The following is a 21,538-nucleotide window of genomic DNA, read 5'->3' on the forward strand; positions in this document are numbered from 1 at the left end:
TGGACCGTGTCCACATCATCCCAGAACCCGAAGGCCAGCGGCGCGTGGGCGCTGCTCGTCAACGCTGACGGATCTGACGAATGGCTGGAGCAATGCAACGCTGCCCTTGCCGAGGTGCAGGAGGAGACCCGGGCGAAGACGCTGCGGCACGCGATCGAACAGGCCCGTGGCGAGTACCTGACGGACGACACCGGCTCCGACGAGGACCGCGCCTACAACCGGGCCGTCTCCGACGTCATCGCCGCCATCGACGCGCTGCGGACAGGCGGTGCGCGATGACGAACCCCACCACACCGCTCTCCCCGGAGCGGCTGGCCGAGGCCCGCGCGCTCCTGCGGTACGAGTCCTCGATCAGCTTCCACAGCGCGCGTGCGAAGGAGTCGATGCTCCTGCTGCTGGCCGAAGCCGAGGAAGCTGCCCGGCTGCGGGCCCGCGTCGCCGAGCTGGAGGCTGCGCAGCGGCAGATCCGGGCGATCCACACGGACTCGCCGATGGGTCCCTGCCCGACGTGCTTCGACTCAGATGCCTACGTAGCCGGAGGCGACGGACTGGTTTCCCACCCGTGCCCCACTGCTCGGCTGGCCGACGCCGAGCCGGTCGAACCGTCGCACGTCCGAGCCGCAGGGGGTGCGCGATGACCCAGCCGACCCCGATCCCGGACGCGGTGGCGGACTTCAAGGCCGCCCAGTGGCCCGACGAGGTGCGTACCGCGCTGCTGGTCCGCGCCGACGCCGAACGCAACCTCACGCTCCTGCCCGACACGGCGACCCGCGAGGACGTCCTCGCCGACATCGCCTGGGCCGACAAGCAACTCGGCAACGTCCCGCAGCGCCTGGGAGGTGCGTGGTGATGGCTCTCGCGATTCCCGCGCCCGCGCCGGAGGGTCACGAGCAGTGCAGCGGCTTCATCTCGGACGCTCCCCGCGCCCCGGGCCTGTGCGCTGCCTGTGGCGACAGCCAGCGCTGGCACCGGGCCACCGACGAGCAGTACGAGGCGGACTGCCAGACCCTGCGCGACGCGATGAAGGGCGCCACCTCCGACGCCGACCGCTCGGTGTACGCCCTCGACCTGTACCTCCTCGCCCACCCCGAGGCATGCCACACCGACGCCGACTACCCCGGCTGGACCCCCGGAGGCACCGCATGAACGCCCGCGAAGACATCCTCGCCGGGCTCCGCGCAGCCGACGGCAGCACCATCGGCGACGCCACTCCCGAGCAGCTGCTCAACGCCTACCGCGCCGAGGTGCTGCGCGAGACCGCGGACTGGGTGGACTACATGCGCCGCTCGGGCGGCGACCCTGCCACCTGGGGGCTGCCGGAGGTCGTGGAGGAGATCCGCGACGAGCTGTACCACCGGGCCGACACCGCAGGAGACTCCTCATGCTGAGCCCTTCCACTTTCACCAGCCCGGCGCAGCGTTCCGCAGCACGCCTGCTCAATCAGCTCCCCGACTGGACCAGGGACCTCGGCGTGGCCACTGCACTGGACGTTGCCGCCGTCCTCGACCAGGCGGCGAAACTCCTCGTCCACCGCGGGTGGCAGCCGGCCACGTTCACCGACATGCAGGGACGCCTCGACGTACTGGGCGCCATCAACACGGCTGCGGGCTTGCGCCCCGACGGGAGCGGCCGGAGTGGCCAGCAGGACGCGGTGGGCTGGGCGCGTGAATCTCTCCGCCGTCACGTGGGTGCCGACATTCTGACCTGGCAGCAGACTGCGGACCTCGACACCATCGTCGTCGCCTTGCACGCCACGGCACACGCACTCCGCACGGAATCCGAGGCGGGTGACCGGCCGTGACTCTCGATTCCCTGCACCTGGCGGCCCTGCCCGCCGCGGACCAGATCCAGTTCGAGTTGGCCGACGTGGACGAGACGTTCCACCGCGTACACGGCCCGGACGACTCGTGGCTCGCGGGCACGTGGGACGCCTACGACGCCGCCATCAACGACGTGTGGACCCAGTACCAGCCGCCGCCCGAGATGGACGCCGAGACGTGGGCCCAGTACCAGCCGCCACACGCACTGAGGGAGGCCGCGTGAACGGGACCGCCGCCGAGATGTACGGCTTCACCCTCCTCGTCTGCCTCGCCGCCGCCATCGAGATCACCCGCCTGCAGCAGCAGATCGCCGACCTCCAAGACGCCCTCGACGGCGCCCGCGAAGCCGTGGAGATGGAGCAGGCCAGCCACCAGGCCACGCGGCTCCACCACGGCAGCCAGCCCCGGGCGATCCGAGCCACCACCAACCACGAACTCCCCAAGGAGGGGCAGTGACGACGCCGATCGAGGCCCGCTGCGACCACTGCAAGCAGACCCGGCCCCTGTTCCTGTACGAGCCCGACCACAACATGCACGCCATCCCCGTGCCCTGCGAGTGGTGCGACCGGGAGAAGCAGCCCCTCCTGTGCGTCCGCTGCTGGGGCGCCGAGCGGGAGCGCGAAGACAACATGCCGATGTCCGCCGCCGAGGAGGAGGCCACCGCGTTCCTCCTCGGCGCGGCGGCCAACAACAGCCGCATCCTCGCCCAGCAGGCCGCCGACAAGGCCACCTGCGACGGCATCGCCGCCGCCACCGAGCGGGCCGAGGCCGCCTGATTCGTCCCGCGCCGGCGGATGACCAAAGGCCCCCGGCGCGGGCCACCAACCACCCACAGGGACACCGCACACGCGGTGCCCCAGGACCAGCACACCCAGAAAGGAGGCGACCGACATGCAGAACATGAGCCGCGAAGACCTCGTCGCTCTTCTCGACGACATTCGTGAACGCGTCGCCACAGGCGACAGCTACGAGGGAAACCTCCAGTACTTCATCTCCGACGACGACCACCCCTACGACGTATCCGCCGCGTACCGAGTAGGCAACCGCATGGGCCAGGGCGGCATGCGCATGGTCGGCATCCCCGTCCGCGACGAACCCGTCGGCGGCGCCGCATGACCCTCCAGCGGATCGAGACGAAGACCGGCCACTACTACAAACTCGACGGGCGGCGCGTCACCGGCGTCACCACCCTCATCAACGGCGGCCTGCCCAAACCCAAGCTCATCGACTGGGCCGCCCGGGAGGTCGCCGAGTACGTCGCTGACAACTGGGCCGACGTCGAGTCCCACCGCGACGCGGGACGCGAGCAGCTCGTCGACCACCTCAAGACCCGCCACCAAAAGGCCCGCGACACCGCGGCGGTACGGGGCACCAGCATCCATGCCTACGCCGAGCAACTCGTCGCCGGCGAAGAGGTCGAGGCGCCGGAGGAGCTGGTCGGCTACATCGAGTCCTGCGCCCGCTTCCTCGACGACTGGCGCATCCAGCCCGTCATCGTCGAGCGGCCCCTCGCATCGCGCACCTGGTGGTACTCCGGCACCCCCGACCTGTTCGGGGACGTGCCCGACGGGCGGCGCCTCATCTGCGACTACAAGTCGGGCCGCTCCGGCATCTGGGGAGAGACCGCACTCCAGCTCGCCGCCTACGCCAAAGCCGAGTTCTACCTCGACGAGCACGGCATCGAGCAGCCCGTCCCGCACGTGGACGCCGGACTCGCCGTGTGGCTCCGCCCCGACGGCTACGACACCTACCTCGTCGAGGACCTCGACGGCGCCTTCCAGGTGTTCAAGCACGTCGCCCACGTGGCCCGCGCCGCCCGCTCCCTCAAAGACACCTTCATCAGCCCCGCCCTCGACACACCCACCTGGACCAAGGAGACACCCGCAGCATGACCGAACTCGCCATCCGCCAGAACGGCAACACACCCGCCCTCACCGACGAACAGCCCCAGCACCCCGGCTCCGAACTCGTCGCCTGGGCCGAGTCCGCCGTAGCCGCCAACAACATCGCACAGTCCCTCGCCAAGACGTCCTTCGTCCCCAAGGCATTCCAGGGCAAGCCCGACGAGGTCACCGCCGCGATCCTCGCCGGCCAGGAGATGGGCCTCTCACCGATGGCCGCCCTCCGCTCCATGCACGTCATCCAGGGCACCGCCGGACTGTCCGCCATCTCCCTCCGCGGCCTCGTCCAGGCCCACGGCCACGAGATGTGGACCGAGGAGTCCACCTCCACCCGGGCGATCGTGTGCGGGCGCCGCAAGGGCCAGGCCCAGGAGGAGCGCGTCACTTGGACGATGGACCGCGCCACGAAGGCCGGGTTCCCCGCGAAGAACCCCAACTACAAGACGCAGCCGCAGAACATGCTGCTGGCCCGCGCCACCTCCGAGTGCGCCCGCCTCATCGCCGCCGACGTGCTGATGGGCATGCCGTACAGCGCCGAAGAGCTCGCCGACGAGAACGACGACACGGCGCCCGCACCGAAGACCCGCAAGATCTCGCGGAAGAAGACCGAGCCCGCCCCGGCCCCCGAGCCCGAGGTCACGCCGCCCGCGCCCGACAACGGCAGCGACGAGGCGACGGCCGACAGCGCGCCGCAGGACGACGAGCCCCCGCTCTGGAACGACACCCCCACCCAGTAACCCCGCTCGGGCCGCCCCGCCCGCCGCTAACAGGCGGGGCGGCCCCACCCGAAAGGAAACCACGCCGTGACACACCCCCTTCCCGTCGGAACCCGCGTCAGGCACATCGGCCAGCAGTGGCATGCCGCGTGCAAGGGCACTGCCACGATCCGCGAGATCGAGGGGCCCTACTCGGACGGCGCCTACGAGTACCGCGTGCTGGCCACCGAGGACTTCTCCCGCCGCCCGAGCCTCGACAACCCCGAGACCCGCGAGACCTGGTGGGCCTCCTACAGCACCATTCCGGCCGCGGAGGTGACCCGATGACTCGCCGCCTGTCTCCGGCTGAGCGTCTGGCCGCCACGGACACGGTGCAGCCCGCCCTGGACGGCACCATCCCCGCCGCCAGCGTCTCCAAGGCCCGCCGCCGCGTCGAGGACTACGAACTGTGGGTCAACGAAGTGCGACCCACCTTCGAGCAGGTCGCCGCCTCGGGCCGCAGCTTCCTCTGCTGGCAGATAGCCCGCGACCACAACCTGCCCGACCCCCCAGACCGCGACCACGACTGGGGCCGGCTCATGGCCAGCCTCCACCGCGACGGACTCATCCGCACCAACGGCTTCGGCCTCACCCGCGACAAATCCGGAGTCCGCCGCTGGATCGGCACCCGCGCCGCACGCGAAGGACGGGCCGCCGCATGACCCTCCACCTGACTCCCGTGCGCTTCCGCGATGCCCGCGACTACTGCGCCATGTGGCACCGCCACCACCCGCCACCCGTCGGCATGGTCTTCGCCGTCGGAGTCGCCGACGAGAACCGCATACTCCGCGGCGTCGCCATCGTCGGCCGGCCCGTCGCCCGACACCTCGACAACGGACAAACCCTCGAGGTGACCCGAACCGCCACAGACGGCACAGCCAACGCCAACTCGATGCTGTACGGCGCCGCAACCCGAGCGGCCTGGGCCCTCGGCTACACCCGGCTGATCACGTACACGCAGGCGGGAGAAAGCGGCGCAAGCCTTCGCGCAGCTGGCTGGAGGGTCATCGCTCAACGCCCCGCCCGCCCCGGCTGGGACTGCCCGTCCCGTCCACGCGATCCCCACGGCACCGAGCACATGCCCCGAACGCTGTGGGAGGCCGCCGCATGACCCTCCTCGTCGTCCTCGCCGCCTGGACCGCCCTCTCCACCGCCGCCGGCCTCGCACTCGGCGTCGCCATCAACCACCAGGAAGGAGAACCGCTCATGACCCGCTACGCAGACCGCCCCCTCACCGCAGCCCGCACCTACAGCAACCTCATCCGGCTCACCACCCCATCCGCCACCCCAACCGACGAAACCACCGGCGTCGACTGGATCGCCGTCGAACGGGCCGCCCGCGACGACTACGACCCAAGGCTCCTCACCGACGACGAGCGCCGCGAAGCCGCACTCCTCCTCGGCCGCGCCGGATACGGCATCAAACCCACCTCCACCCGCCTGTGCATTTACGAGCGGCTCATCTGCGAATGGTTCGCCGACGCCGGCCTCCTGCCCCCGGAGCGGATCTGCACTGCCGACGACTGCAACCGGGCCAAGGTCGGACGCGGCCTGTGCGTTTCCCACCTCCAGGCCAAGCGGGCCGAGGAGAAAGCCGCTGCGAAGAAGGCAGCCAAGGAAGCAGCAGCCAAAGCCGCCGCCGAGGCCGAAGCCGCCCAACTGGTGGAGGCGGCATGACCATCCGCGACCTCTGGCCCAAGCCGGCGCCCTGCCTGAAGAACCCCGACGGCTGGTTCCCGCCTGGCAACAGCCACACCCGCGCCTGGAAGACCGCAGCCGCCGAAGCCGCGCACATCTGCCGCACACGCTGCCCCATCCGCCAGCAGTGCCTCCGAGAAGCGCTGGACGCCGAGCAAGGCCGCCGAGCTGGCGACCGCCACGGCATCGCCGGCGGACACACACCGGCAGAGCGCGCCGTACTCGACCCCACCCTCCCCGCACCCGCCGCCGCATAGCAGCCGAACCGCCACAAGCTGAAGGACGTTCCCGATGGCCGAGAAGGACAAGCGCACCTACGTGAAGGTGCACGACGGGCTGCCGGACCACCCGAAGATCATCGAAGCGGGAGGGGAAGCCGGCTGGCTCTACATCTGCGGGCTCGCCTACTCCTCCCGCCAGCTGACCGACGGCGTGATCCCTAAGCGCCTCGTCCCTCGCCTGACGGACGGAAGCAACCCCGAAGCAAGTGCTTCAGCGTTGCTACGCGTCGGCTTGTGGCACGAAGGCCAACACGACTGCCCGCGATGCCCCCAGGCAGCCCCCGACACCTACGTCATCCACGACTACACGGAACACCAGCGTTCCGCTTCCGAGGTCGCAGACCTCCGCGAAAAGCGCGCAGCCGCAGGTCGCAGGGGTGGCAAGCGGTCCGGCGAGTCCCGCCGCGCCGCTTCCACCGCCGAAGCAAACCGCGAAGCACTTGCTTCGGATTTGGTGAAGCAAAACCGAAGCAAAACCGAAGCAGAGACAGAGACAGAGACAGAAGTAAAAGAAAAGAACAGTCGAACTCCTGCGGAGCCCGACAACGCCCCGGCCCGACACGACGTCGAACGCGTCTGCAAGCACCTCGCCACAGCCATCGAGGCCGGCGGCACCAAACGGCCCGCCATCACCAAGAAGTGGCGCAACGACACGCGGCTCCTGCTCGACAAGGACGGCATCACACCGGACCAGGCCATCGCCGCCATCGACTGGGCCCTCGCCAACGACTTCTGGCAGGCGCACATCCTCAGCCCCGCCAAGCTCCGCGCCAAGTACGAAACCCTCCGCCGCCAAGCCATGAGCGAGCGGCGCAAGCAGCCGGCCGGCCCTGCCCCCACCAAAAACGTCGACGACATGACCGAGGAGGAGATCCAGAGTGCACTCAGTTTCAGGTGACGAGCTCACCCCCCAGCAGCAGTGGCTCGACGAACGCCGCCGCAACGTCCTGGCCCGCTTCGACGAGCGCATCCCCGCCCTCTACCGCAAGCCCATCGACCTGCCCCAGGCCGCCGCCGACTGGGCCGACAGCATCGACGACGCCCCCGCCAGCCTGTTCCTCACCGGCAACATCGGCGTCGGCAAGACCCACACCGCGTGGCACACCGCCCGCCGCTGGCTCGACCGGCAGCACCGCGACAGCCGGCCCGGCAGCCCCAGCATCCAGACGTGGCGGTCCACGCAGCTGTTCGACGCGCTCCGCCCCGAGGGCGACGACCCGCGCGCCGTCACGAAGGCCGCCCAGTCCTGCGGGCTGCTGTACCTCGACGACCTCGCCGCCGCCCGCGTCAGCCCCAGCGGCTGGACCCAGGAGAGGCTGTACGAGATCTTCGACGAGCGGTACACCAGCCAGCTGCCCGTCCTCATCACCTGCGACGTGCTGCCCGCCAAGCTCGCCGACGTCGTCGGTGACCGGGTCGCCTCCCGCCTCGCCGAGATGTGCCGCGGCGGTATCCACCTGATGCGCGGCGCCGACCGCCGTCTGGCAGGTGCCGCATGACCGACCTGTGGACCGGCGAACTCACCGAACCCGCTGACGAGCAGACCTGGACGCGGCCCCGCGACCTTGAAGCCGAACGCACCGTCGCCGCCTCAATCATGGAACGGTCCGAGCTGATCGACGAACTCGACGGCCTCGTCGACCCCGTCGACTTCTCCGACCCCCGCTACGCCCACATCTGGTACGCCGTCGACGAGCTCCGCCACGACATCCGCGGCCCCATCGCCCCGCACGCCGTGCACAAGCGGCTGCTGAAGATGCGCGCCGAGGGCCGTATCCCCGGGGTGCCCTTCGACGAAGGCGACCTGTCGATCCTGTTCCGCGAGGCGATGCCCGCGTCAGCCGGCTACTTCGCCGAGCAGGTCGCCAAGAAGGCCGTTGCGAGCCGCCTCGTCGACTTCGGCCTGAAGGTGCAGCAGGCCGGGATGAACGCCGCCTTCGACGAGAACGCAGACCTCGCCGCGCTGCAGGCTGCCTTCGACGGGATCCTCCGGGCTGGAAACGACACCGGCGGCGCTAAGCGAGTCGGTGACCTCGTCGATGATGCTCTCGAGCGGGCCGTCACCCCGCCCGACCCGGGCGACCGTATCCCCACCGGCTTCGCCGACCTCGACGCCTTGACGAGCGGCGGCCTGCGCCCCGGCCGCATGGTCGTCGTCGGTGCCCGCCCCGGTGTCGGCAAAACCCTCTTCGGTACCGGACTTGCCCGAGCCGCCGCCATCAAGGGCGGCCTCCCGACGCTGTTCAAGACCCTGGAGATGGGCGACGAGGAGATCACTGACCTCGTCGTCGCTGCCGAAGCCAGCGTTGCACAGCATCACCTCGTGTCGGGCTCCTGCGACGCGAACGAGGTACGCAAGCTGGCACGGAAGCGCCAGGCCGTAGCGGATGCCCCGCTGTGGATCGATGCCACCCCAGGTGTCTCCATCCCCTCCCTGCGTAACCAGGTTCGCACCATGGTCCGTACCCAGGGCCTCCGCATGGTCATCGTCGACTACCTCCAGCTGATGCAGGCCCCGAAGGCCGAGTCCCGGCAGGTCGCCGTTGCCACCATGTCGCGGGAACTCAAGCTGCTGGCCAAAGAGTTCCAACTCGTCGTCGTGGTGCTGTGTCAGCTCAACCGGGCCTCCGAGCAGCGCACCGACAAGCGCCCGATGATCTCCGACCTTCGTGAAAGCGGAGCGGTCGAGCAGGACGCCGACATGGTGATCCTGCTGCACCGGCCCGACATGCACGACCCCGAATCCCCGCGCGCCGGCGAGGCCGACCTCATCGTCGACAAGCACCGCGGGGGAGCCCGCGCCTCGATCACCGTTGCCGCTCAGCCGCACTACAGCCGGTTCGTCGACATGGCCGATCTGTCCTGGGCGCCCCGCGTCGCTAACGGCCAGGAGGTGGCTGCGTGACGGATCTGAACCCGTTCTACTGCGACGGCTGCCCCCGCTGCCTGCACCGCGACAACCCGCCGACCAACGGCATCGCCGCTGGCGGGTCTTTGACCGCCGCGTACCGGTGCCGGGCCTGCCGCCACATATGGACCTGCACCTGGACCCTCGTCCCCGGCCGCCAACTCCCACCCCCGCCCCAGATCCGACTCGAAGGAGAAGCCGCCTGATGTCCGCCGTGTCCAAGAAGACGACCCGCACCGCCACGCACCGGCCGGCCAGCAGGCGCCGCCGCTTCCGGCACGACGACCTCATCGCGGTCGACCTGTTCTCCGGCTTCGGCGGCCTCACCCGCGGTGTCGAGATCGCCGGATTCACCACGATCATGGCTGCGAATCACAACAGCTACAAGGTCGAAGTCCACGAGGCGAACCACCCCCACGCCGAGCACTGGATCGCCGACCTCGTCGACCCCGAGGCCGCCGACTACCACTCCGCCCGCGACCTCCCCCCGGCAGACCTCCTGGTAGCCGGCGTGAGCTGCGTCAACCACTCGCAGGCCAACACGGTCAAGGCATACGAGGAGGGCCTGACGCTGTTCGAGCTGGACGACCCCGACTTCGAGACGCGAGTCACCAGGTCCGAGCGAGACCGGGCCACCGCGAACTGCGTCCTGCACTACGCCGCACAGCACCGCCCGCGGATGATCCTCGTCGAATGCACCACCCAGCTCACCTCGTGGGGGCCAGCGCTGCCAAACCGGCCGAAGGTCGGGGACGGCTCCACCTACCGGTGGTGGCTCAAGCAGTTCGACGCGCTCGGCTACGACCACAAGGTGCTGTACCTCAACAGCCAGTTCTTCGGCGTGCCGCAGTCCCGTGACCGGGGCTACTGGGCGTTCTGGGACAAGTCCCTCCCGGCCCCCGACCTCGAGCACCGGCCGGTGACGCGGTGCCACCACTGCGACAAGGACGTCGAGGCGGTGTGGACCTGGCGCACCGGGATCCCGCCCACCGGAACGGTGGCCTACGGCAAGCAGTACGAGTACCGGTGCCCCTCGTGCCGCCGCGAAGTCGTCCCGCCGATGACGCCGTCGCTGGCCGCGCTCGACCTGAGCGACCTGGGGACCCGCATCGGCGACCGGCCGATCCGCAAGTTCAAAGACGGCACCAGTGGGCCGTTCGCGGCGTCGACCATGGCCCGCGCGGAACGGTGCCGCCAGCGGTTCGCGGACTTCCCCGCGATCCTCATGCCGGCGAAGGGCGTGCACGGTTCGGAGCGGCTCCTGCTGCAGCCGATGGCGACACAGACGAGCCAGCAGGAGACGGCGATCCTCTCGACCGGCCCGGTCATCCAGCAGTTGTGGGACGAGTCCGCGGTCGCCGTGGCCGTGGACAACTTCCAGGGCGGCCCGCGCGGGGCCGGAGAGCCGCTGCCCACCCAGGTCGGCTCGGAGACGCTCGCCGTGGTGTCGTCCGGGGTCGTCCCCTACCGCAGGAACACTCTTCCCGCGGTGCACGGCGAGGCGATGCCGACGTTCACCTCGGACCAGATCCCGGGCCTGCTGTCGGCGGCGGCGACGGTCGGCGACAGCGTCGCGGCAGCCCAGCTCTCCGCGCTGTGGCGGTCGACGCTCGCGGAGCTGCCGCTCGAGGACTGCCACTACCGGATGATGCGGGAGTACGAGATCGGCCGCGGCTGCGGCTTCGACGTCGACTTTCCCGGCCACCGCGGCAACTTCACCGTGTGGGGCTCGGCCCGCAACCAGGTCGACGGCTTCGGGAACGCTGTCTCGCCGCAGGTGGGGGCCTGGATCGGGTCCCGGCTGCGGGCCGTCATTCACACGCCGCAGGACCGCGGCCCGGAACTGGCGGTCGCCGCATGACCGGCCCGGTGCTGAGCGAGCGGGAGCTTGAGGTTCTGCGGCGCATGTCGGAGGGCGCGTCGTACCGGCTGCTGGGCCGCGAGTTGGGCGTCGACGAGAGCACAGTCCGGTCCCACGGTTCGCACGCCCTTCGCAAGCTCGGCGCCCACACGATCGCCCACGCGGTGCTGCTGGCATGCCGGGCGGGCCTTTTGGACGGCCGACCGCGACGGCACGGGGACCACGCCGGGTTCGCGGCGCACATGTACCGGGGCGAGGAGCCGTGCGAGGCGTGCCGGGAGGGCGACCGCGAGTACCGGCGGCGACTGAAGGCCCGCCGGAAAGCCGCCGAGCCGCCACACGGCCGCCAGAGCGCCGCAGGAGCCCGCGAGGCTCCCGAGCCCCACCCGAACCCCCAACGGCCGTCCAGCGGGCGCACAGTCACCCGCACGGCCCCCGCAACGACCACACCCAAGGAGACCGCCGCATGACCGACCACCCCAACACGCCCGTGCCGGGCCTCATATGGCTTCAGGACGGCGCGACAGGCGCCCCGGCGACACCGTGCCCGCCCGACACCGAGAACGAGCCGCAGACAGGCGCACAGAACCCCGACTGCCCGGCGTGCGACGCGGGTCTCGACCACGACGAGCACTGCCCCACACCGGAGACCCACAACTGGGGCTGCGGCTGCCCCACCGACCAGGCACCCGCCGCACGGCGGCGGGAGCGGTACGCGGAAGCGCTGAGCGACGAGTGGCGCTTCGACCCGCACGTCCTCGACGACCTCGCCGCAGCGGCCATTCGCGTTGCCGTCGCCGAGCAGGCCGAACTCCGCGCCGAGCGTGACCGGGCCCGGGAGGTGGCGGTCCGGCTGGAGAACGAGTTCGCTGCCCATGCCGCCTGGTGCCGTGCCGAGGCCGACCGCGAAGACCAGGCCGCCACCCGGTCCCGCACGCCTGAGGCTGCCGCAGCTCACGACGGCATCGCCGCCGGGCTCCGCATCGCCGCACACCACGCAGGAGGCCAGCCGTGACCGACGCCGTTATCGCGGCAGCACTCCGCCGCATCGCCAGAGCTGCGCGTCGGGCGCAGGAAGCCCAGCAACAGGACTACGTGCTCATGCCGCCCACCACCCGCCGCCGCGCCCGCTTCCGGTCGATCTACGTCAACGGCTGCCCCGTCTGGGAATGCGGGCGCTGCGGCCTCCGACGCCCACCCGGTACCCGCGAAACCGATCTCGCCGAACACGAAGCCACCTGCGGCCAGCCCGCCATCAACCAGGAGCAGCAGTGATCCAGTCCCGCGCCTGGCTCGACCGCGCCCTCGACACCCTCACGCCGTCGGCGGCTGTCCCCGACACCTTCCGCGCCACCCCGGAGACCACCATGACCAACCAGCCCGCCGACCGACCGTTCGCCAACGAGCCCACCGAAATCCTGCGCGCCGCTCTCGGACTCGCCTCCCAGCACGCCGAGCAGGCCGCCCGGTTCCGCCCCGCCCAGCCCGACGACACGCTGCCCTCCGTCGTCGACCTCCTGAACGCCGAACTCCAGCACCGCGAGCCGACGCTGCTCCCGCCGCCGCAGGGCCCGGAGTACACGCCGTGCAGCAGCTGCACGCACATCGAGCCGGAGCACCAGCCGGACGCCGGGCCGTGCCTGGTGTGCGACTGCACGGCCTACGCGCCCGCCGCTGTGTCTTCTGCCGTGGCCCCACCCACCACCCGCCAGACGCACGGCGTGTCCATCCCCCACGACGGCGCCCTCTCCGACGCCATCGCCACCCGCCGCTACACCCACTAGCCCACCGCCCGGTCGTTCCCCTCCGGCCGGGCCACCACCCCGCACCGCGCGACAGGAGCCACCCATGGACGACACCACCTGCACCGTCTGCCAGCAGCCCCTGTGGGACAGCGAGCTCGGACACCAGGCGTGCGGCGCCTGCACCCGCAAGCTCGACCGGCTGTTGCAGGATCTCGCCGGGCCCCGCGGGCTGTATGCCCAGCTCGCCACCGTGCTCCGCCCCGGCACCGTCGGCGACACCGCCCGCGTCTCCGGCAGCCGCACCGCACCCCTCCCGATACGGCTGGAGCCGCTGTCACTCGCCAGCCGCGGGGGAGTCGTCACCGTGCTGCAGACGTGGCTCGTTGATTTTCACGAGCAGCTCGGCTGGCAGCACCCCCGCTGGGAGGGCGGGCTGCAAGGCCAGCTCGACCAAGCCGTCAGCCGGCTCCGCATCCTCCTCCCGTGGGCCGCCGAGAACCACGAGGCGTTCCGCGAACTGTTCACCGAAGTACGGGACGCGGTAGGCGCCTGCAAAGCGCAGGTGTCCGGCGAGCCCCCGGCCCGCCGCGTCACCGTCGTGTGTGTCTTGTGCGATGCCACGATGCGGATCACGCTCGACACCCCTGGACGACGCTGCCAATGTGGCACCCAATACGGGTGGGCCGAACTCCGGCAGTTGCCCCTCGCCAACCAGGCCGCGGCATGACAAAGCGGCGTCACCCAAACGGGTGACGCCGCTTTGTGACGTCCCGATTCTCACTGGAAAGCTGACGGCCAATCGGGTGTAACGTCGTACAACCGGACGGAGCGCGGCGGGGGCAACGGCCCGGACACGTACAGAAGAAAGCTCTCGGCGGGGCCCATCCCGCCGAGAGCAAGACCAGAGGAGAAGCAGCCTCCCGTGGTGCACAACAACCGTAGCGCGACGCTGCCCGCGCAGAGGCGTGACAGTCGGCGGCCCGCATGACGCCGCTCTACTTCCGCCAAGACTTCGGCCACCTCCCCAAACTGCACGTATACGTCGACGAGACCGGCGACCGCGGGTTCAGCGACAAGTCCCGCGCCAAGTCTCCCTTCTTCGCTATGACGGCCCTCCTCGTCCCCGCGGAAGAGGAATGGACGGTCAAGTACACCGCTGGCGGATTGCGGGCCCTCGTCCACAGCGGGCCGCCCGAAGCGCGCCTCAAGCCGCTGCACTGGGTGGAGCACTTTAAGGCCAAACGGCCGGAGCGCCGGCTGCACGCCGCGAAAGTGCTCGCACAAATGCCCGACGCCAAGGTCATCCACGTCATCACCCACAAAGACAGCCTTGGCCACGACTCCGTCATGCGGCGCAGCAAGGAGCACTTCTACAACTACACGGCGAGGCTCCTCCTCGAGCGTGTCGCCCGCGCCGCTCAAGGCTGGCCCGGCGGGAAGCGTCTTGCCATCGTCCGGCTCGGCGCCGTCAAACACATGGACCACTCCACCTCCGAAAGCCACCTCGACCACGTGCGCAACGGAGGATGCGAGACCTACTCGGTCCCCTGGGCGTTGATCAAATGGCCGCCGACCTGGGAAACAACCCAACGGGACGGCATCCAGCTTGCCGACATCCATGCCGGCCTCCTCAATGCCGCGCTCTCCGGAGATCCCGCGGACCGCGACTGCGCCAGCAACCTACTGCTGTGCAGACACCAGCTCCGCCGCTCCCGGGACGGCAGGGTCCTCGGACACGGAGTGAAGGTGATCGGTGACGAAACGTTCGTCACGGGACGAGCCTGGTGGCCAGACTGGGCACGCCCCTGAACAGCAGAAAACCCGCTGGGGGACTCCCGGGGGCCACAACCACCTCAACGGGTGGAGGGATCCAGTTCCCTGGTTCCGACCTTCATCCCGGCAGCCCTCCAGCGGGCTCCTGACTCTTAAAACACTACAGCCGGCCACGAGGCGTTGCAAGACAACGATTGAGCTTGTATTGACCTCGCCCAGATCGAAAACCGCAGGTCACATGTGTATCACCGGCCTTGCCGAAGAGCCCACCAGCAACCACTCGAACGCATGAAGCCGCCGCTCCCGCCATCTACGAATCATTCGTAGGGCCTGACGCCGAAGGGTCCAGTCTTGGACCCTCACCGGGTAGCCCCCGACCGCACTGCGGCCGGGGGCTCCTCTCATGCGCGGCTACATGGCCGCGAACGCCTCCTGCACCTCGTCGCGGCTGTAGCCCTCCCGGTGGGCCAGCAGTACCCGCACCCAGCGCTCCCGCTCGCTGGCCGGCCGCCGCGGCGGTTAGTCGCCTTGGGTGATTGCGTGTGCGCGTGCGGTGCTCACGCCGAGGAACTCGCCCATTTCTTTCCAGGTCCTGGTCTTCTTCATCTCGCGCAGAGACTCTCTCTGGAGCCGAAGGGCTTCGCGCTTAGCCTTCGCGATCTTCTCGCGATGCTCAACTATCTTCTGTACCCGTTCGACTGTGTTCGGGATGCGCGCCAGGTCGGCCTCTGCAGAAGCGAGGACCTCCGTCAGCCGGTGCATCACTGGCTGTTCACTGAAGGGCGTGGAGGGAAGTGAGTCAGGGAGCGACAGTTGCACCGCCTGTGCGGGTCCACGGAAGGTGCGTGGCACCGCCAAGAGGCGTTTCGCATCCCAGGGGCGTTCCGCCACCGCGCGCCGCACCATCTCCAGCGGGTCATCATCGAACGTGAACCACTCGCCGTGAGATCGACGGGCCTTGAAATGGCGGTGAAGGTTGGTCTCCAACTCGTGCCCACCAGGATGTATCCACAGGACCTGGAGCGGCACGGGTGACATGCGTTGAATCTCTTTGAGGCGCTTCTGTACGTCCACTGACCGGCCGATCTTCACTGTGCTGCTGCCGGGCACCCCGATCACGTATACATGCTCGGTGGTCGGCCGTGTCATCGTCCCTCCCCGTAGCTCCATCGGTTCCCGGTGCCCCGATACTCGGAGACCGGAATGGGGTCGACTCCGGGCCGCATGCGGGACCGGTAGAGCATCCCGTGCAGGTGGTCGACCTCGTGGGCGACGAGCCGGGCAACACCCCGCTCGAAGATGGTGATCCTCTTCTGTCCGTCGATGCCAGTGTGCTCGATGCTGATCGACAGGGGGCGCGGCACCATGCCCCGCACGTCGAAGAACGAGAGGCAGCCCTCGTACTGCTCGTCGGTCTCCTGCGACTCCTCGACGTACCGCGGATTCAGCAGCGTGATGTTCTCGCCGTCGGGCGTGCGGACGATGGCGGCAGCCCGGTCGATGCCGATCTGCGGGGCGGCGATCCCCATGCCCTTGCCGAAGGTGTGCACCGTGGATGCGCGCTCAGTCGCGGACACGAGCTCGGCGATGACGCGGCGGGCGTCCTCGGCCTCGTCGGGCAGGGCGAACTCGCGTGCCGCCTTCGTCAGGATCGGGTCGCCCTCCTGGACGATGCCGATCTCCTGCATGCGGTCACTGGGCCTCACGGCGGTCACGTCCGTGGTGATCTCCTCCTCGGGTTGACTGCGGAACTTCCACTCGAGCCTGTAGCGGGCGTGCAACGGCGGGTCCTCCGTCGACCACGAGAAGACGCGCCGGCCGTCCTCATCGGTGCGGCGGATCGCGGTACGGAACGGCATCGCCGTCGCGGTCATCGTGGTCTCGGTGCCCCACACGGTCGGGTCCAGCTCGGCCGGGAAATCCAGCCGGACGCTCAGGCGCCTGGTCGGGAGCCGGACCGCGCGCTGGAACCAGGATCCCCATTTGTCGTCGCCGACGGTGTAGCTGTACTCCAGCCAAGCCGATTCGCCCGGGTACAGCGGATACCGCCCGTGCTCGTTCTCCAACAGGAGCCACAGCTCCTTGAACGCGTCGCGGTCGTGGCGCACTGTCCAGGTGAGCGGTTCCCCGTCGATGCTGGCGCTGAGGTCGATCTCTCCCCAGGTCAGCGGGTTCTCCCGGTAGTGCTGATTCGACCGCTCGGGGTTGCCCGGGTAGCGGTCGACGGAGATGCGAATGAGGTACTGGGTGATCGGGTCAGGGGAGTCGTTGTACAGGCGGCGCCGCTGCGTCGCCCGGTACGTCGACCCGTCGTAGAACAGCGCCGTGTCCTCGTGCTCGACAATGAGGCTCGCCTCGTGCGGCGCGCCGTGATCCAGTCCCGAGTGCTGGGTGGGAATGGGTCGGCCGTGTGCCTCCAGCTCGCGGAAGGCGTGCATGATGGCACCGCCTGCCCGTAGCACCGTGTCGGCTTGACGCGCGAAGGACTCCGACGGCCGCTGACTGCCGCCCTCGACCTTCGAGACGTAGGACGGCGTGTAGCCCACCGCATGCGCGAGCCTCGACTGCGAGAACCCCCGCACGTCCCGCCAATACTTCAGCTCGGCGACGAAGTCTGCGCCTTGCTGCCTTTCAGGCATGGGTCCCCCTGTGCCTGTGCGTGATCTATGAGTGAGTGCTGCTCACGGTGTCCTCACGTGCGCGCTCCGCGATTCCCTCAGGGTGCGAGGGAGGGCGACATGAACGATCACCAATCAGTCGGACGTCTTTGCGCTGCGCACGGTCTTGCCGCGCAGCGGAGGGACGCCGGCTTGCACGCCGATGCGCCGGATGTGGTTCCGGTCATAGGGACTGTGTGCCGCGATCTTTCCTGGGGCGGCGTTGCGCTCCATGAGGTGCTTGATGATCGACGCCTGGAGAGCTTCGCGGGCTCGGTCGAGGACTTCCTCGGCCTCTTGATAGGCGGCTGTGAGCTCGTCGAGCTCCGCCAGGGCTGCCGCTTCCCGCTCTCTCTCCTCGCTCGTCATGACCGCATGTTCCCACATGTGGTTGCAACCGCCGGGGTGTGGTCTGAAGCGGATTCCTCGAAGGGCTTGCATCTGATGCGTCATGTTGCAACTATAGGAGTCATCGCGGCAGAAGAACAGGCCACGAAAAATGCCCCGCCCGGTGCGCCAACACCGAACGGGGCGAGGAAGCCCCTTATCGCAGAAGGAGCAACCCCATGAGCAGCAGTGTAGCCACGTCCGCCCCCGCCAGCTCGGGGGACCACCCCCGCCAGGCCGTCGCCTACGTCCGCGGTCAGCGTCTGATCGTCGACTGTCCGGCGTGGTGCACCGTCGTGCATGCCGCCCGGGACGAGTACTTCCTGGAGGACGTCTCCCACTCGTCCGATTCCCTGTCGGTGTCGGCGCCGGTGGGCGTGAGCCGCCGGGAGGACGTTCTGGTCGGGCACGTTGCCGAGTGGTCGTTCGCCGGCGAGTCCCGCCCGAGGTTCGCGTTCGACGCGACCGGTAGTGGCGAGTTCTCCGAGCTGTCGAAGCACCAGGCGCGCGCCGAGCTGGACCGGATCGCCGCCCACGTCGAGCACCTGCGCCGCGTCGTCGACGCCATGCCCGGCGCCTGATCTCACTCTCACCCCGTAGCGGCCCCGGCCGTGCGACCCAACCGCCGGCCGGGGCCTTGATCCCCCATGGAGGGACCCGCAATGAATCCTGTCACGACCCTGTCTTCGTCTCCTGCTCCTCTGTCGCTGCTGTCGGATGGCGATGCGGCCACGGTGTTTTCGTTCACTGCGGCGCGTCGGTCGCGTATGTCGGTGGCGGAGGCTGAGGTGGAGGCCGCCTACATCGAGGCCCGGCAGGTCGCGGAGCGTCGCACCGAGCTGGAGGTGGCGTTCGATCGGGCGCGGGCCGAGGGCGACGAGTGTGGGGAGCTGCGGGCGCTGCAGGCCGCGAAGGACTTCGACGTGGCGCACCCGTCGCGGGACCCCCTGTTCGAGCAGCTTCACGCCGCCCAGCTGTTCGGCGCCCAGCCGGTCGAGGGGGTGGCGGCGTGAGTGGCGTGTTGGAGCAGGCTGCCGCCCTCGAGGCGAGCTGGTACACGGGCCGCCGGGCGTGGTTCGGCTCGTCGGGTGAGTTGGTGCCGGCCCGGCGGCTGGCGGACGGGCTGGCCCAGGCGTCGGCGACGTTCCGCCGGGACGGCTGGATGCCGGGCGAGTTCGGTCTGTGGGAGGTGCTGGACGGGGACCGGGATGTGCGGATGGTCGCCCGGCAGGTGCTGGAACTGCTGATCTGCGCCCGTACCGGGGCGTCCGCGGCGGATCCGATCCTGTGGGACCTGGTGCCGGGCCGCACCATCGAGCAGGTCCTGAACCTGCTGGCCGAGGGCGAGGCGTATGCCCGCCACTACGGGCCCGCTGTCGTCGAGGCGGGTGACCGGTGATGTCTCGTCTGATCGAGGTGTCGAGCTTCGGCTTTGGCCACGACCCGGCCCCCGCAGCCCACGACGTGCGCGACCTGCGCCCGTTCCGCGACCCGCACCTGTCGCCGGAGTTCCGGCACATGACGGCGAAGGACCTCAAGGTGCGCCGCACGGTGATGGCCACTCCCGGGGTCGTGAATCTGGTGGTGTCGGTGCTGGCGTCGGTGGACGCCTATCTGGATGCCGAGTACGAGGGCCCGGTGCGGATCGCGGTCGGCTGCACCGGCGGCCGGCACCGCGCCCCCACCGTCGCCATCGCCCTCCATGCGGTGATGTCGGGGTTCGTCGACACGGCCCGCGACATGCACCCGTCGCTGGGGGCGCTGGGCGTGTCGTATCTGGGCCGCGGGTTGTCGGTGTCGCTGTCGCATCGGGACATTGACAAGCCGGTCATCCAGCGCTGACTGGCCCTTCCGCGCCAACCAGCCCCTGCGGGCTGGCGGGCGTGGTGGGGCCGGACAGTCCGGCACCGGAGAGGAGACCCATGAAGGTCCGCAACTCGAATGACGTGTTCCTCAGCAAGGAGGAGCGGGAGACGCAGATCTCCAACGTGCGCGGCCTGATCGACGAGGCCCGCCGTGAGGGTGACGGGACGCGCGAGCGGAACCTTGAGCAGCGTCTGGATCACCTGCTGGACAACTACGCGCAGGAGCAGCAGGTGCGGCGAGGTCGCTGACCGGCTGTCCGCGGGCGCCCGGACCTCCGTGCCGGGCGCTCAAGGAGAACCGGCCGAGCACCCCCACCCCCACTGTCTTTGGAAGGACGTCATGAACATCTCCGTGTTGATCGCGGCGACGAGGGCGCGTCTCGCGTTGTTGATCGCGGGTCTGGCCTGGTTCGTCGGGTTGGACGCCCCGGCCCCGGTGCGGATCGCCATCGCCGGCCTCGTCCTCGCCGCCCTCGTGTTCGACGGGGCCGTGGATGAGGGCCGTGTCCGCACCGAGGCCGCCAGCAAGCACCAGAACCGACCGCACTCAACCGTCTGACCAGGAAGGAGGCTGAACGATGTCTACCGCTACCGAGCACGTGAATGGCTACGAGCGCCAGGCCGCCGACCCGGTGGCGCAGGCTGAGGCGGACGCGATCCGATCCAAGTCCTACGCCGACACCGAGGCCGCCCGGATCAAGGCCGAGGCCGAGGCGGAGGCTACGAAGATCCGCGCGAAGGAAGAGGCGGAGAAGCAGCGCCTCGCGAACGAGCGGGCCGCCATGAAGCTGGAGCGGGACCGGGTAGCGCACGAGCGGCACGTCGCCGAGCAGCAGCGGAAGGCAGCCGAAGAGCGGGCCGCGAAGGAGAAGGCCGAGCGGCAGGCTGCCGAGGAGGCCCAGCAGGAGGCCGACCGGGCTGCGGAGCAGCAGCGCAGCGAGAGGTACTGGAAGTGGGGCGCCCGCGGCATCTACGCCGTCGGCCTGATCATCGCGGCGCCGGTGCAGTTCCTGCACTTCTGGGACCCCGAGCGTCCGTTCCTCATCGCCGCGCCCGGCCTGCTGGAGGGCTTCGCCCTGGTCCTGGCGTGCGGCGCCGCGTGGGCGGTGGCCCACAAGCGTGACGTGGCCCCGTACCGGGTGGGCATCATGCTCGGCGCGTTGATCGCCGCTGCGATCAACCTGTACGGCGGCATGACCGACAGGGCGATCGGTTTCAACGCCGGTCTGATTGGTGCCATCGCCTCCCTGGGTGGGCCGATCGTGCTGATGGCCTACGAGCACGGCATCGCGCAGAAGGCCGACGGCATCCCCTCGTACCGGGAGCGACGCGCCGAGGAGAAGAAGCAGAAGCTGGAAGCCGCCGAGAAGGCCCGCGCGCAGGCCGAGCGGGCTGCGGCGGCGAAGAAGGCCGCGGACGAGAAGGCGGCGCAGAAGCGCGAGGCCGAGATCGAGCAGGGCTGGCGCGACGAGGACCGGCGGAACCACCACCCGGAGGTGTGGAAGGTTGCCGAGAAGCTGCGGTCCGCCCGCGGTTCGGCGACCGTCACCGAACAGATCTGGGGCGACGCCTGGTACCTCGTCACCGGTTCCAAGCGCGTCGGTATCGACGCCACGATCGAGGAGCAGAGCCGGGCGGCGCAGGCCCGCATGAAGGCCGTCGGCGAGATGCCGATACTGGGCGACTTCGCGCAGGTCGATTCCCATCGACCCCGCCAGGCGAAGCGTGACCCGGAGGCCCCCGATGGGCGCCGCTTCAACGGCGGGACACCGCCCCGTCGGACGCCTGGCGACAGCCAGCCGGTCAGTCCGATCGCGAAGAAGCAGGCGAGCTTCGAGCGCAAGTCCAAGCCCGCCGTCGGCGGTAAGTGAGAGGACCCGACGAGAT

38 protein-coding genes are annotated in these 21,538 nt (G+C 69.8%); 35 read left to right on the forward strand and 3 right to left on the reverse strand.

Annotation, left to right across the window (positions count from 1 at the left end; all coding sequences use genetic code 11):
- Positions 1-6 precede the first annotated feature (6 nt).
- The 28 genes from HC362_RS29555 to HC362_RS29690 all read left to right on the forward strand — a co-directional run bounded on the left by HC362_RS29555 (position 7) and on the right by HC362_RS29690 (position 14,778).
- Complete coding sequence (locus tag HC362_RS29555) at positions 7-279, forward strand: hypothetical protein (protein WP_243087211.1); 273 nt, start codon at positions 7-9, stop codon at positions 277-279.
- Positions 276-638 carry a hypothetical protein gene (locus tag HC362_RS29560; RefSeq protein WP_243087212.1) on the forward strand — a complete coding sequence of 121 codons (363 nt, stop codon included), beginning with the start codon at positions 276-278 and terminating at the stop codon, positions 636-638. The genes HC362_RS29555 and HC362_RS29560 overlap by 4 nt, the downstream gene beginning before the upstream one ends.
- Complete coding sequence (locus tag HC362_RS29565; RefSeq protein WP_243087213.1) at positions 635-850, forward strand: hypothetical protein; 216 nt, start codon at positions 635-637, stop codon at positions 848-850. Before HC362_RS29560 ends, HC362_RS29565 begins: the two co-directional genes overlap by 4 nt.
- Positions 850-1,146, forward strand: coding sequence for a hypothetical protein (locus HC362_RS29570; RefSeq protein ID WP_243087214.1), 297 nt, complete (start codon positions 850-852; stop codon positions 1,144-1,146). Before HC362_RS29565 ends, HC362_RS29570 begins: the two co-directional genes overlap by 1 nt.
- A complete protein-coding gene (locus HC362_RS29575) occupies positions 1,143-1,388 on the forward strand; it encodes a hypothetical protein (RefSeq protein ID WP_243087215.1) in 246 nt (81 codons plus the stop codon). Before HC362_RS29570 ends, HC362_RS29575 begins: the two co-directional genes overlap by 4 nt.
- Entirely contained in the window at positions 1,382-1,801 is a 420-nt protein-coding gene (locus tag HC362_RS29580) for a hypothetical protein (protein ID WP_243087216.1), read from the forward strand. The genes HC362_RS29575 and HC362_RS29580 overlap by 7 nt, the downstream gene beginning before the upstream one ends.
- The gene (locus HC362_RS29585) at positions 1,798-2,043 is read left to right on the forward strand and encodes a hypothetical protein (protein WP_243087217.1); all 246 of its coding nucleotides are present in this window, start codon (positions 1,798-1,800) and stop codon (positions 2,041-2,043) included. Before HC362_RS29580 ends, HC362_RS29585 begins: the two co-directional genes overlap by 4 nt.
- Entirely contained in the window at positions 2,040-2,276 is a 237-nt protein-coding gene (locus HC362_RS29590) for a hypothetical protein (RefSeq protein WP_243087218.1), read from the forward strand. The genes HC362_RS29585 and HC362_RS29590 overlap by 4 nt, the downstream gene beginning before the upstream one ends.
- A complete protein-coding gene (locus HC362_RS29595; RefSeq protein ID WP_243087219.1) occupies positions 2,273-2,596 on the forward strand; it encodes a hypothetical protein in 324 nt (107 codons plus the stop codon). Before HC362_RS29590 ends, HC362_RS29595 begins: the two co-directional genes overlap by 4 nt.
- A gap of 115 nt (positions 2,597-2,711) precedes the next feature.
- A complete protein-coding gene (locus HC362_RS29600; protein ID WP_243087220.1) occupies positions 2,712-2,936 on the forward strand; it encodes a hypothetical protein in 225 nt (74 codons plus the stop codon).
- The gene (locus HC362_RS29605) at positions 2,933-3,712 is read left to right on the forward strand and encodes a PD-(D/E)XK nuclease family protein (RefSeq protein ID WP_243087221.1); all 780 of its coding nucleotides are present in this window, start codon (positions 2,933-2,935) and stop codon (positions 3,710-3,712) included. The genes HC362_RS29600 and HC362_RS29605 overlap by 4 nt, the downstream gene beginning before the upstream one ends.
- On the forward strand, positions 3,709-4,458 hold the full coding sequence (locus HC362_RS29610) for a hypothetical protein (protein WP_243087222.1): 750 nt from the start codon (positions 3,709-3,711) through the stop codon (positions 4,456-4,458). The genes HC362_RS29605 and HC362_RS29610 overlap by 4 nt, the downstream gene beginning before the upstream one ends.
- 66 nt (positions 4,459-4,524) lie before the next feature.
- A complete protein-coding gene (locus tag HC362_RS29615; RefSeq protein WP_243087223.1) occupies positions 4,525-4,764 on the forward strand; it encodes a hypothetical protein in 240 nt (79 codons plus the stop codon).
- Entirely contained in the window at positions 4,761-5,138 is a 378-nt protein-coding gene (locus HC362_RS29620; protein WP_243087224.1) for a hypothetical protein, read from the forward strand. The genes HC362_RS29615 and HC362_RS29620 overlap by 4 nt, the downstream gene beginning before the upstream one ends.
- On the forward strand, positions 5,135-5,587 hold the full coding sequence (locus tag HC362_RS29625) for an XF1762 family protein (RefSeq protein WP_243087225.1): 453 nt from the start codon (positions 5,135-5,137) through the stop codon (positions 5,585-5,587). Before HC362_RS29620 ends, HC362_RS29625 begins: the two co-directional genes overlap by 4 nt.
- The gene (locus tag HC362_RS29630; RefSeq protein ID WP_243087226.1) at positions 5,584-6,153 is read left to right on the forward strand and encodes a hypothetical protein; all 570 of its coding nucleotides are present in this window, start codon (positions 5,584-5,586) and stop codon (positions 6,151-6,153) included. Before HC362_RS29625 ends, HC362_RS29630 begins: the two co-directional genes overlap by 4 nt.
- Entirely contained in the window at positions 6,150-6,431 is a 282-nt protein-coding gene (locus HC362_RS29635) for a WhiB family transcriptional regulator (RefSeq protein WP_243087227.1), read from the forward strand. The genes HC362_RS29630 and HC362_RS29635 overlap by 4 nt, the downstream gene beginning before the upstream one ends.
- Positions 6,432-6,465: 34 nt before the next feature.
- Entirely contained in the window at positions 6,466-7,353 is an 888-nt protein-coding gene (locus HC362_RS29640) for a hypothetical protein (RefSeq protein ID WP_243087228.1), read from the forward strand.
- The gene (locus HC362_RS29645; RefSeq protein ID WP_243087229.1) at positions 7,334-7,954 is read left to right on the forward strand and encodes a DnaA/Hda family protein; all 621 of its coding nucleotides are present in this window, start codon (positions 7,334-7,336) and stop codon (positions 7,952-7,954) included. Before HC362_RS29640 ends, HC362_RS29645 begins: the two co-directional genes overlap by 20 nt.
- The gene (locus HC362_RS29650; protein ID WP_243087230.1) at positions 7,951-9,360 is read left to right on the forward strand and encodes a replicative DNA helicase; all 1,410 of its coding nucleotides are present in this window, start codon (positions 7,951-7,953) and stop codon (positions 9,358-9,360) included. Before HC362_RS29645 ends, HC362_RS29650 begins: the two co-directional genes overlap by 4 nt.
- A complete protein-coding gene (locus tag HC362_RS29655; protein WP_243087231.1) occupies positions 9,357-9,569 on the forward strand; it encodes a hypothetical protein in 213 nt (70 codons plus the stop codon). Before HC362_RS29650 ends, HC362_RS29655 begins: the two co-directional genes overlap by 4 nt.
- Positions 9,569-11,224 (forward strand): DNA cytosine methyltransferase, encoded by a 1,656-nt coding sequence (locus tag HC362_RS29660; protein ID WP_243087232.1) that lies wholly within the window; start codon positions 9,569-9,571, stop codon positions 11,222-11,224. The genes HC362_RS29655 and HC362_RS29660 overlap by 1 nt, the downstream gene beginning before the upstream one ends.
- Positions 11,221-11,694, forward strand: coding sequence for a helix-turn-helix transcriptional regulator (locus HC362_RS29665; protein ID WP_243087233.1), 474 nt, complete (start codon positions 11,221-11,223; stop codon positions 11,692-11,694). Before HC362_RS29660 ends, HC362_RS29665 begins: the two co-directional genes overlap by 4 nt.
- Positions 11,691-12,239: a hypothetical protein gene (locus tag HC362_RS29670; protein ID WP_243087234.1), complete on the forward strand. Its 549-nt coding sequence runs from the start codon at positions 11,691-11,693 to the stop codon at positions 12,237-12,239. The genes HC362_RS29665 and HC362_RS29670 overlap by 4 nt, the downstream gene beginning before the upstream one ends.
- Positions 12,236-12,499 carry a hypothetical protein gene (locus HC362_RS29675; protein ID WP_243087235.1) on the forward strand — a complete coding sequence of 88 codons (264 nt, stop codon included), beginning with the start codon at positions 12,236-12,238 and terminating at the stop codon, positions 12,497-12,499. The genes HC362_RS29670 and HC362_RS29675 overlap by 4 nt, the downstream gene beginning before the upstream one ends.
- Positions 12,496-13,008: a hypothetical protein gene (locus HC362_RS29680; RefSeq protein ID WP_243087236.1), complete on the forward strand. Its 513-nt coding sequence runs from the start codon at positions 12,496-12,498 to the stop codon at positions 13,006-13,008. The genes HC362_RS29675 and HC362_RS29680 overlap by 4 nt, the downstream gene beginning before the upstream one ends.
- A 64-nt stretch (positions 13,009-13,072) precedes the next feature.
- Positions 13,073-13,696, forward strand: coding sequence for a hypothetical protein (locus HC362_RS29685; protein WP_243087237.1), 624 nt, complete (start codon positions 13,073-13,075; stop codon positions 13,694-13,696).
- 257 nt (positions 13,697-13,953) lie between these two features.
- The gene (locus tag HC362_RS29690; protein WP_243087238.1) at positions 13,954-14,778 is read left to right on the forward strand and encodes a DUF3800 domain-containing protein; all 825 of its coding nucleotides are present in this window, start codon (positions 13,954-13,956) and stop codon (positions 14,776-14,778) included.
- Positions 14,779-15,261: 483 nt separating this feature from the next.
- Here HC362_RS29690 and HC362_RS29695 read toward each other — a convergent pair whose 3' ends face one another.
- The 3 genes from HC362_RS29695 to HC362_RS29705 form a co-directional block, all read right to left on the reverse strand.
- Positions 15,262-15,891, reverse strand: a complete 630-nt coding sequence (locus HC362_RS29695; RefSeq protein WP_243087239.1) for a GIY-YIG nuclease family protein — start codon at positions 15,889-15,891, stop codon at positions 15,262-15,264.
- On the reverse strand, positions 15,888-17,381 hold the full coding sequence (locus tag HC362_RS29700) for a peptide deformylase (protein WP_243087240.1): 1,494 nt from the start codon (positions 17,379-17,381) through the stop codon (positions 15,888-15,890). Before HC362_RS29700 ends, HC362_RS29695 begins: the two co-directional genes overlap by 4 nt.
- A 114-nt stretch (positions 17,382-17,495) precedes the next feature.
- Entirely contained in the window at positions 17,496-17,852 is a 357-nt protein-coding gene (locus tag HC362_RS29705) for a hypothetical protein (RefSeq protein WP_243087241.1), read from the reverse strand.
- 113 nt (positions 17,853-17,965) lie between these two features.
- Here HC362_RS29705 and HC362_RS29710 point away from each other — a divergent pair, with 113 nt between their 5' ends.
- From HC362_RS29710 to HC362_RS29740, 7 genes are all read left to right on the forward strand, one after another.
- Entirely contained in the window at positions 17,966-18,367 is a 402-nt protein-coding gene (locus tag HC362_RS29710; RefSeq protein WP_243087242.1) for a hypothetical protein, read from the forward strand.
- A 192-nt stretch (positions 18,368-18,559) separates the two neighbouring features.
- Complete coding sequence (locus HC362_RS29715; protein ID WP_243087243.1) at positions 18,560-18,799, forward strand: hypothetical protein; 240 nt, start codon at positions 18,560-18,562, stop codon at positions 18,797-18,799.
- Positions 18,796-19,185 (forward strand): hypothetical protein, encoded by a 390-nt coding sequence (locus HC362_RS29720; protein ID WP_243087244.1) that lies wholly within the window; start codon positions 18,796-18,798, stop codon positions 19,183-19,185. The genes HC362_RS29715 and HC362_RS29720 overlap by 4 nt, the downstream gene beginning before the upstream one ends.
- On the forward strand, positions 19,185-19,628 hold the full coding sequence (locus HC362_RS29725) for an RNase adapter RapZ (protein ID WP_243087245.1): 444 nt from the start codon (positions 19,185-19,187) through the stop codon (positions 19,626-19,628). The genes HC362_RS29720 and HC362_RS29725 overlap by 1 nt, the downstream gene beginning before the upstream one ends.
- An 80-nt stretch (positions 19,629-19,708) precedes the next feature.
- Complete coding sequence (locus HC362_RS29730) at positions 19,709-19,900, forward strand: hypothetical protein (protein WP_243087246.1); 192 nt, start codon at positions 19,709-19,711, stop codon at positions 19,898-19,900.
- 91 nt (positions 19,901-19,991) lie between these two features.
- Positions 19,992-20,210, forward strand: a complete 219-nt coding sequence (locus tag HC362_RS29735) for a hypothetical protein (RefSeq protein ID WP_243087247.1) — start codon at positions 19,992-19,994, stop codon at positions 20,208-20,210.
- 19 nt (positions 20,211-20,229) lie between these two features.
- Entirely contained in the window at positions 20,230-21,522 is a 1,293-nt protein-coding gene (locus HC362_RS29740; protein WP_243087248.1) for a hypothetical protein, read from the forward strand.
- The last annotated feature ends 16 nt before the right edge of the window (positions 21,523-21,538 follow it).

This window comes from Streptomyces sp. 891-h (assembly GCF_022760275.1).
In the GTDB taxonomy this organism is placed as follows: Bacteria; Actinomycetota; Actinomycetes; order Streptomycetales; family Streptomycetaceae; genus Streptomyces; species Streptomyces spirodelae.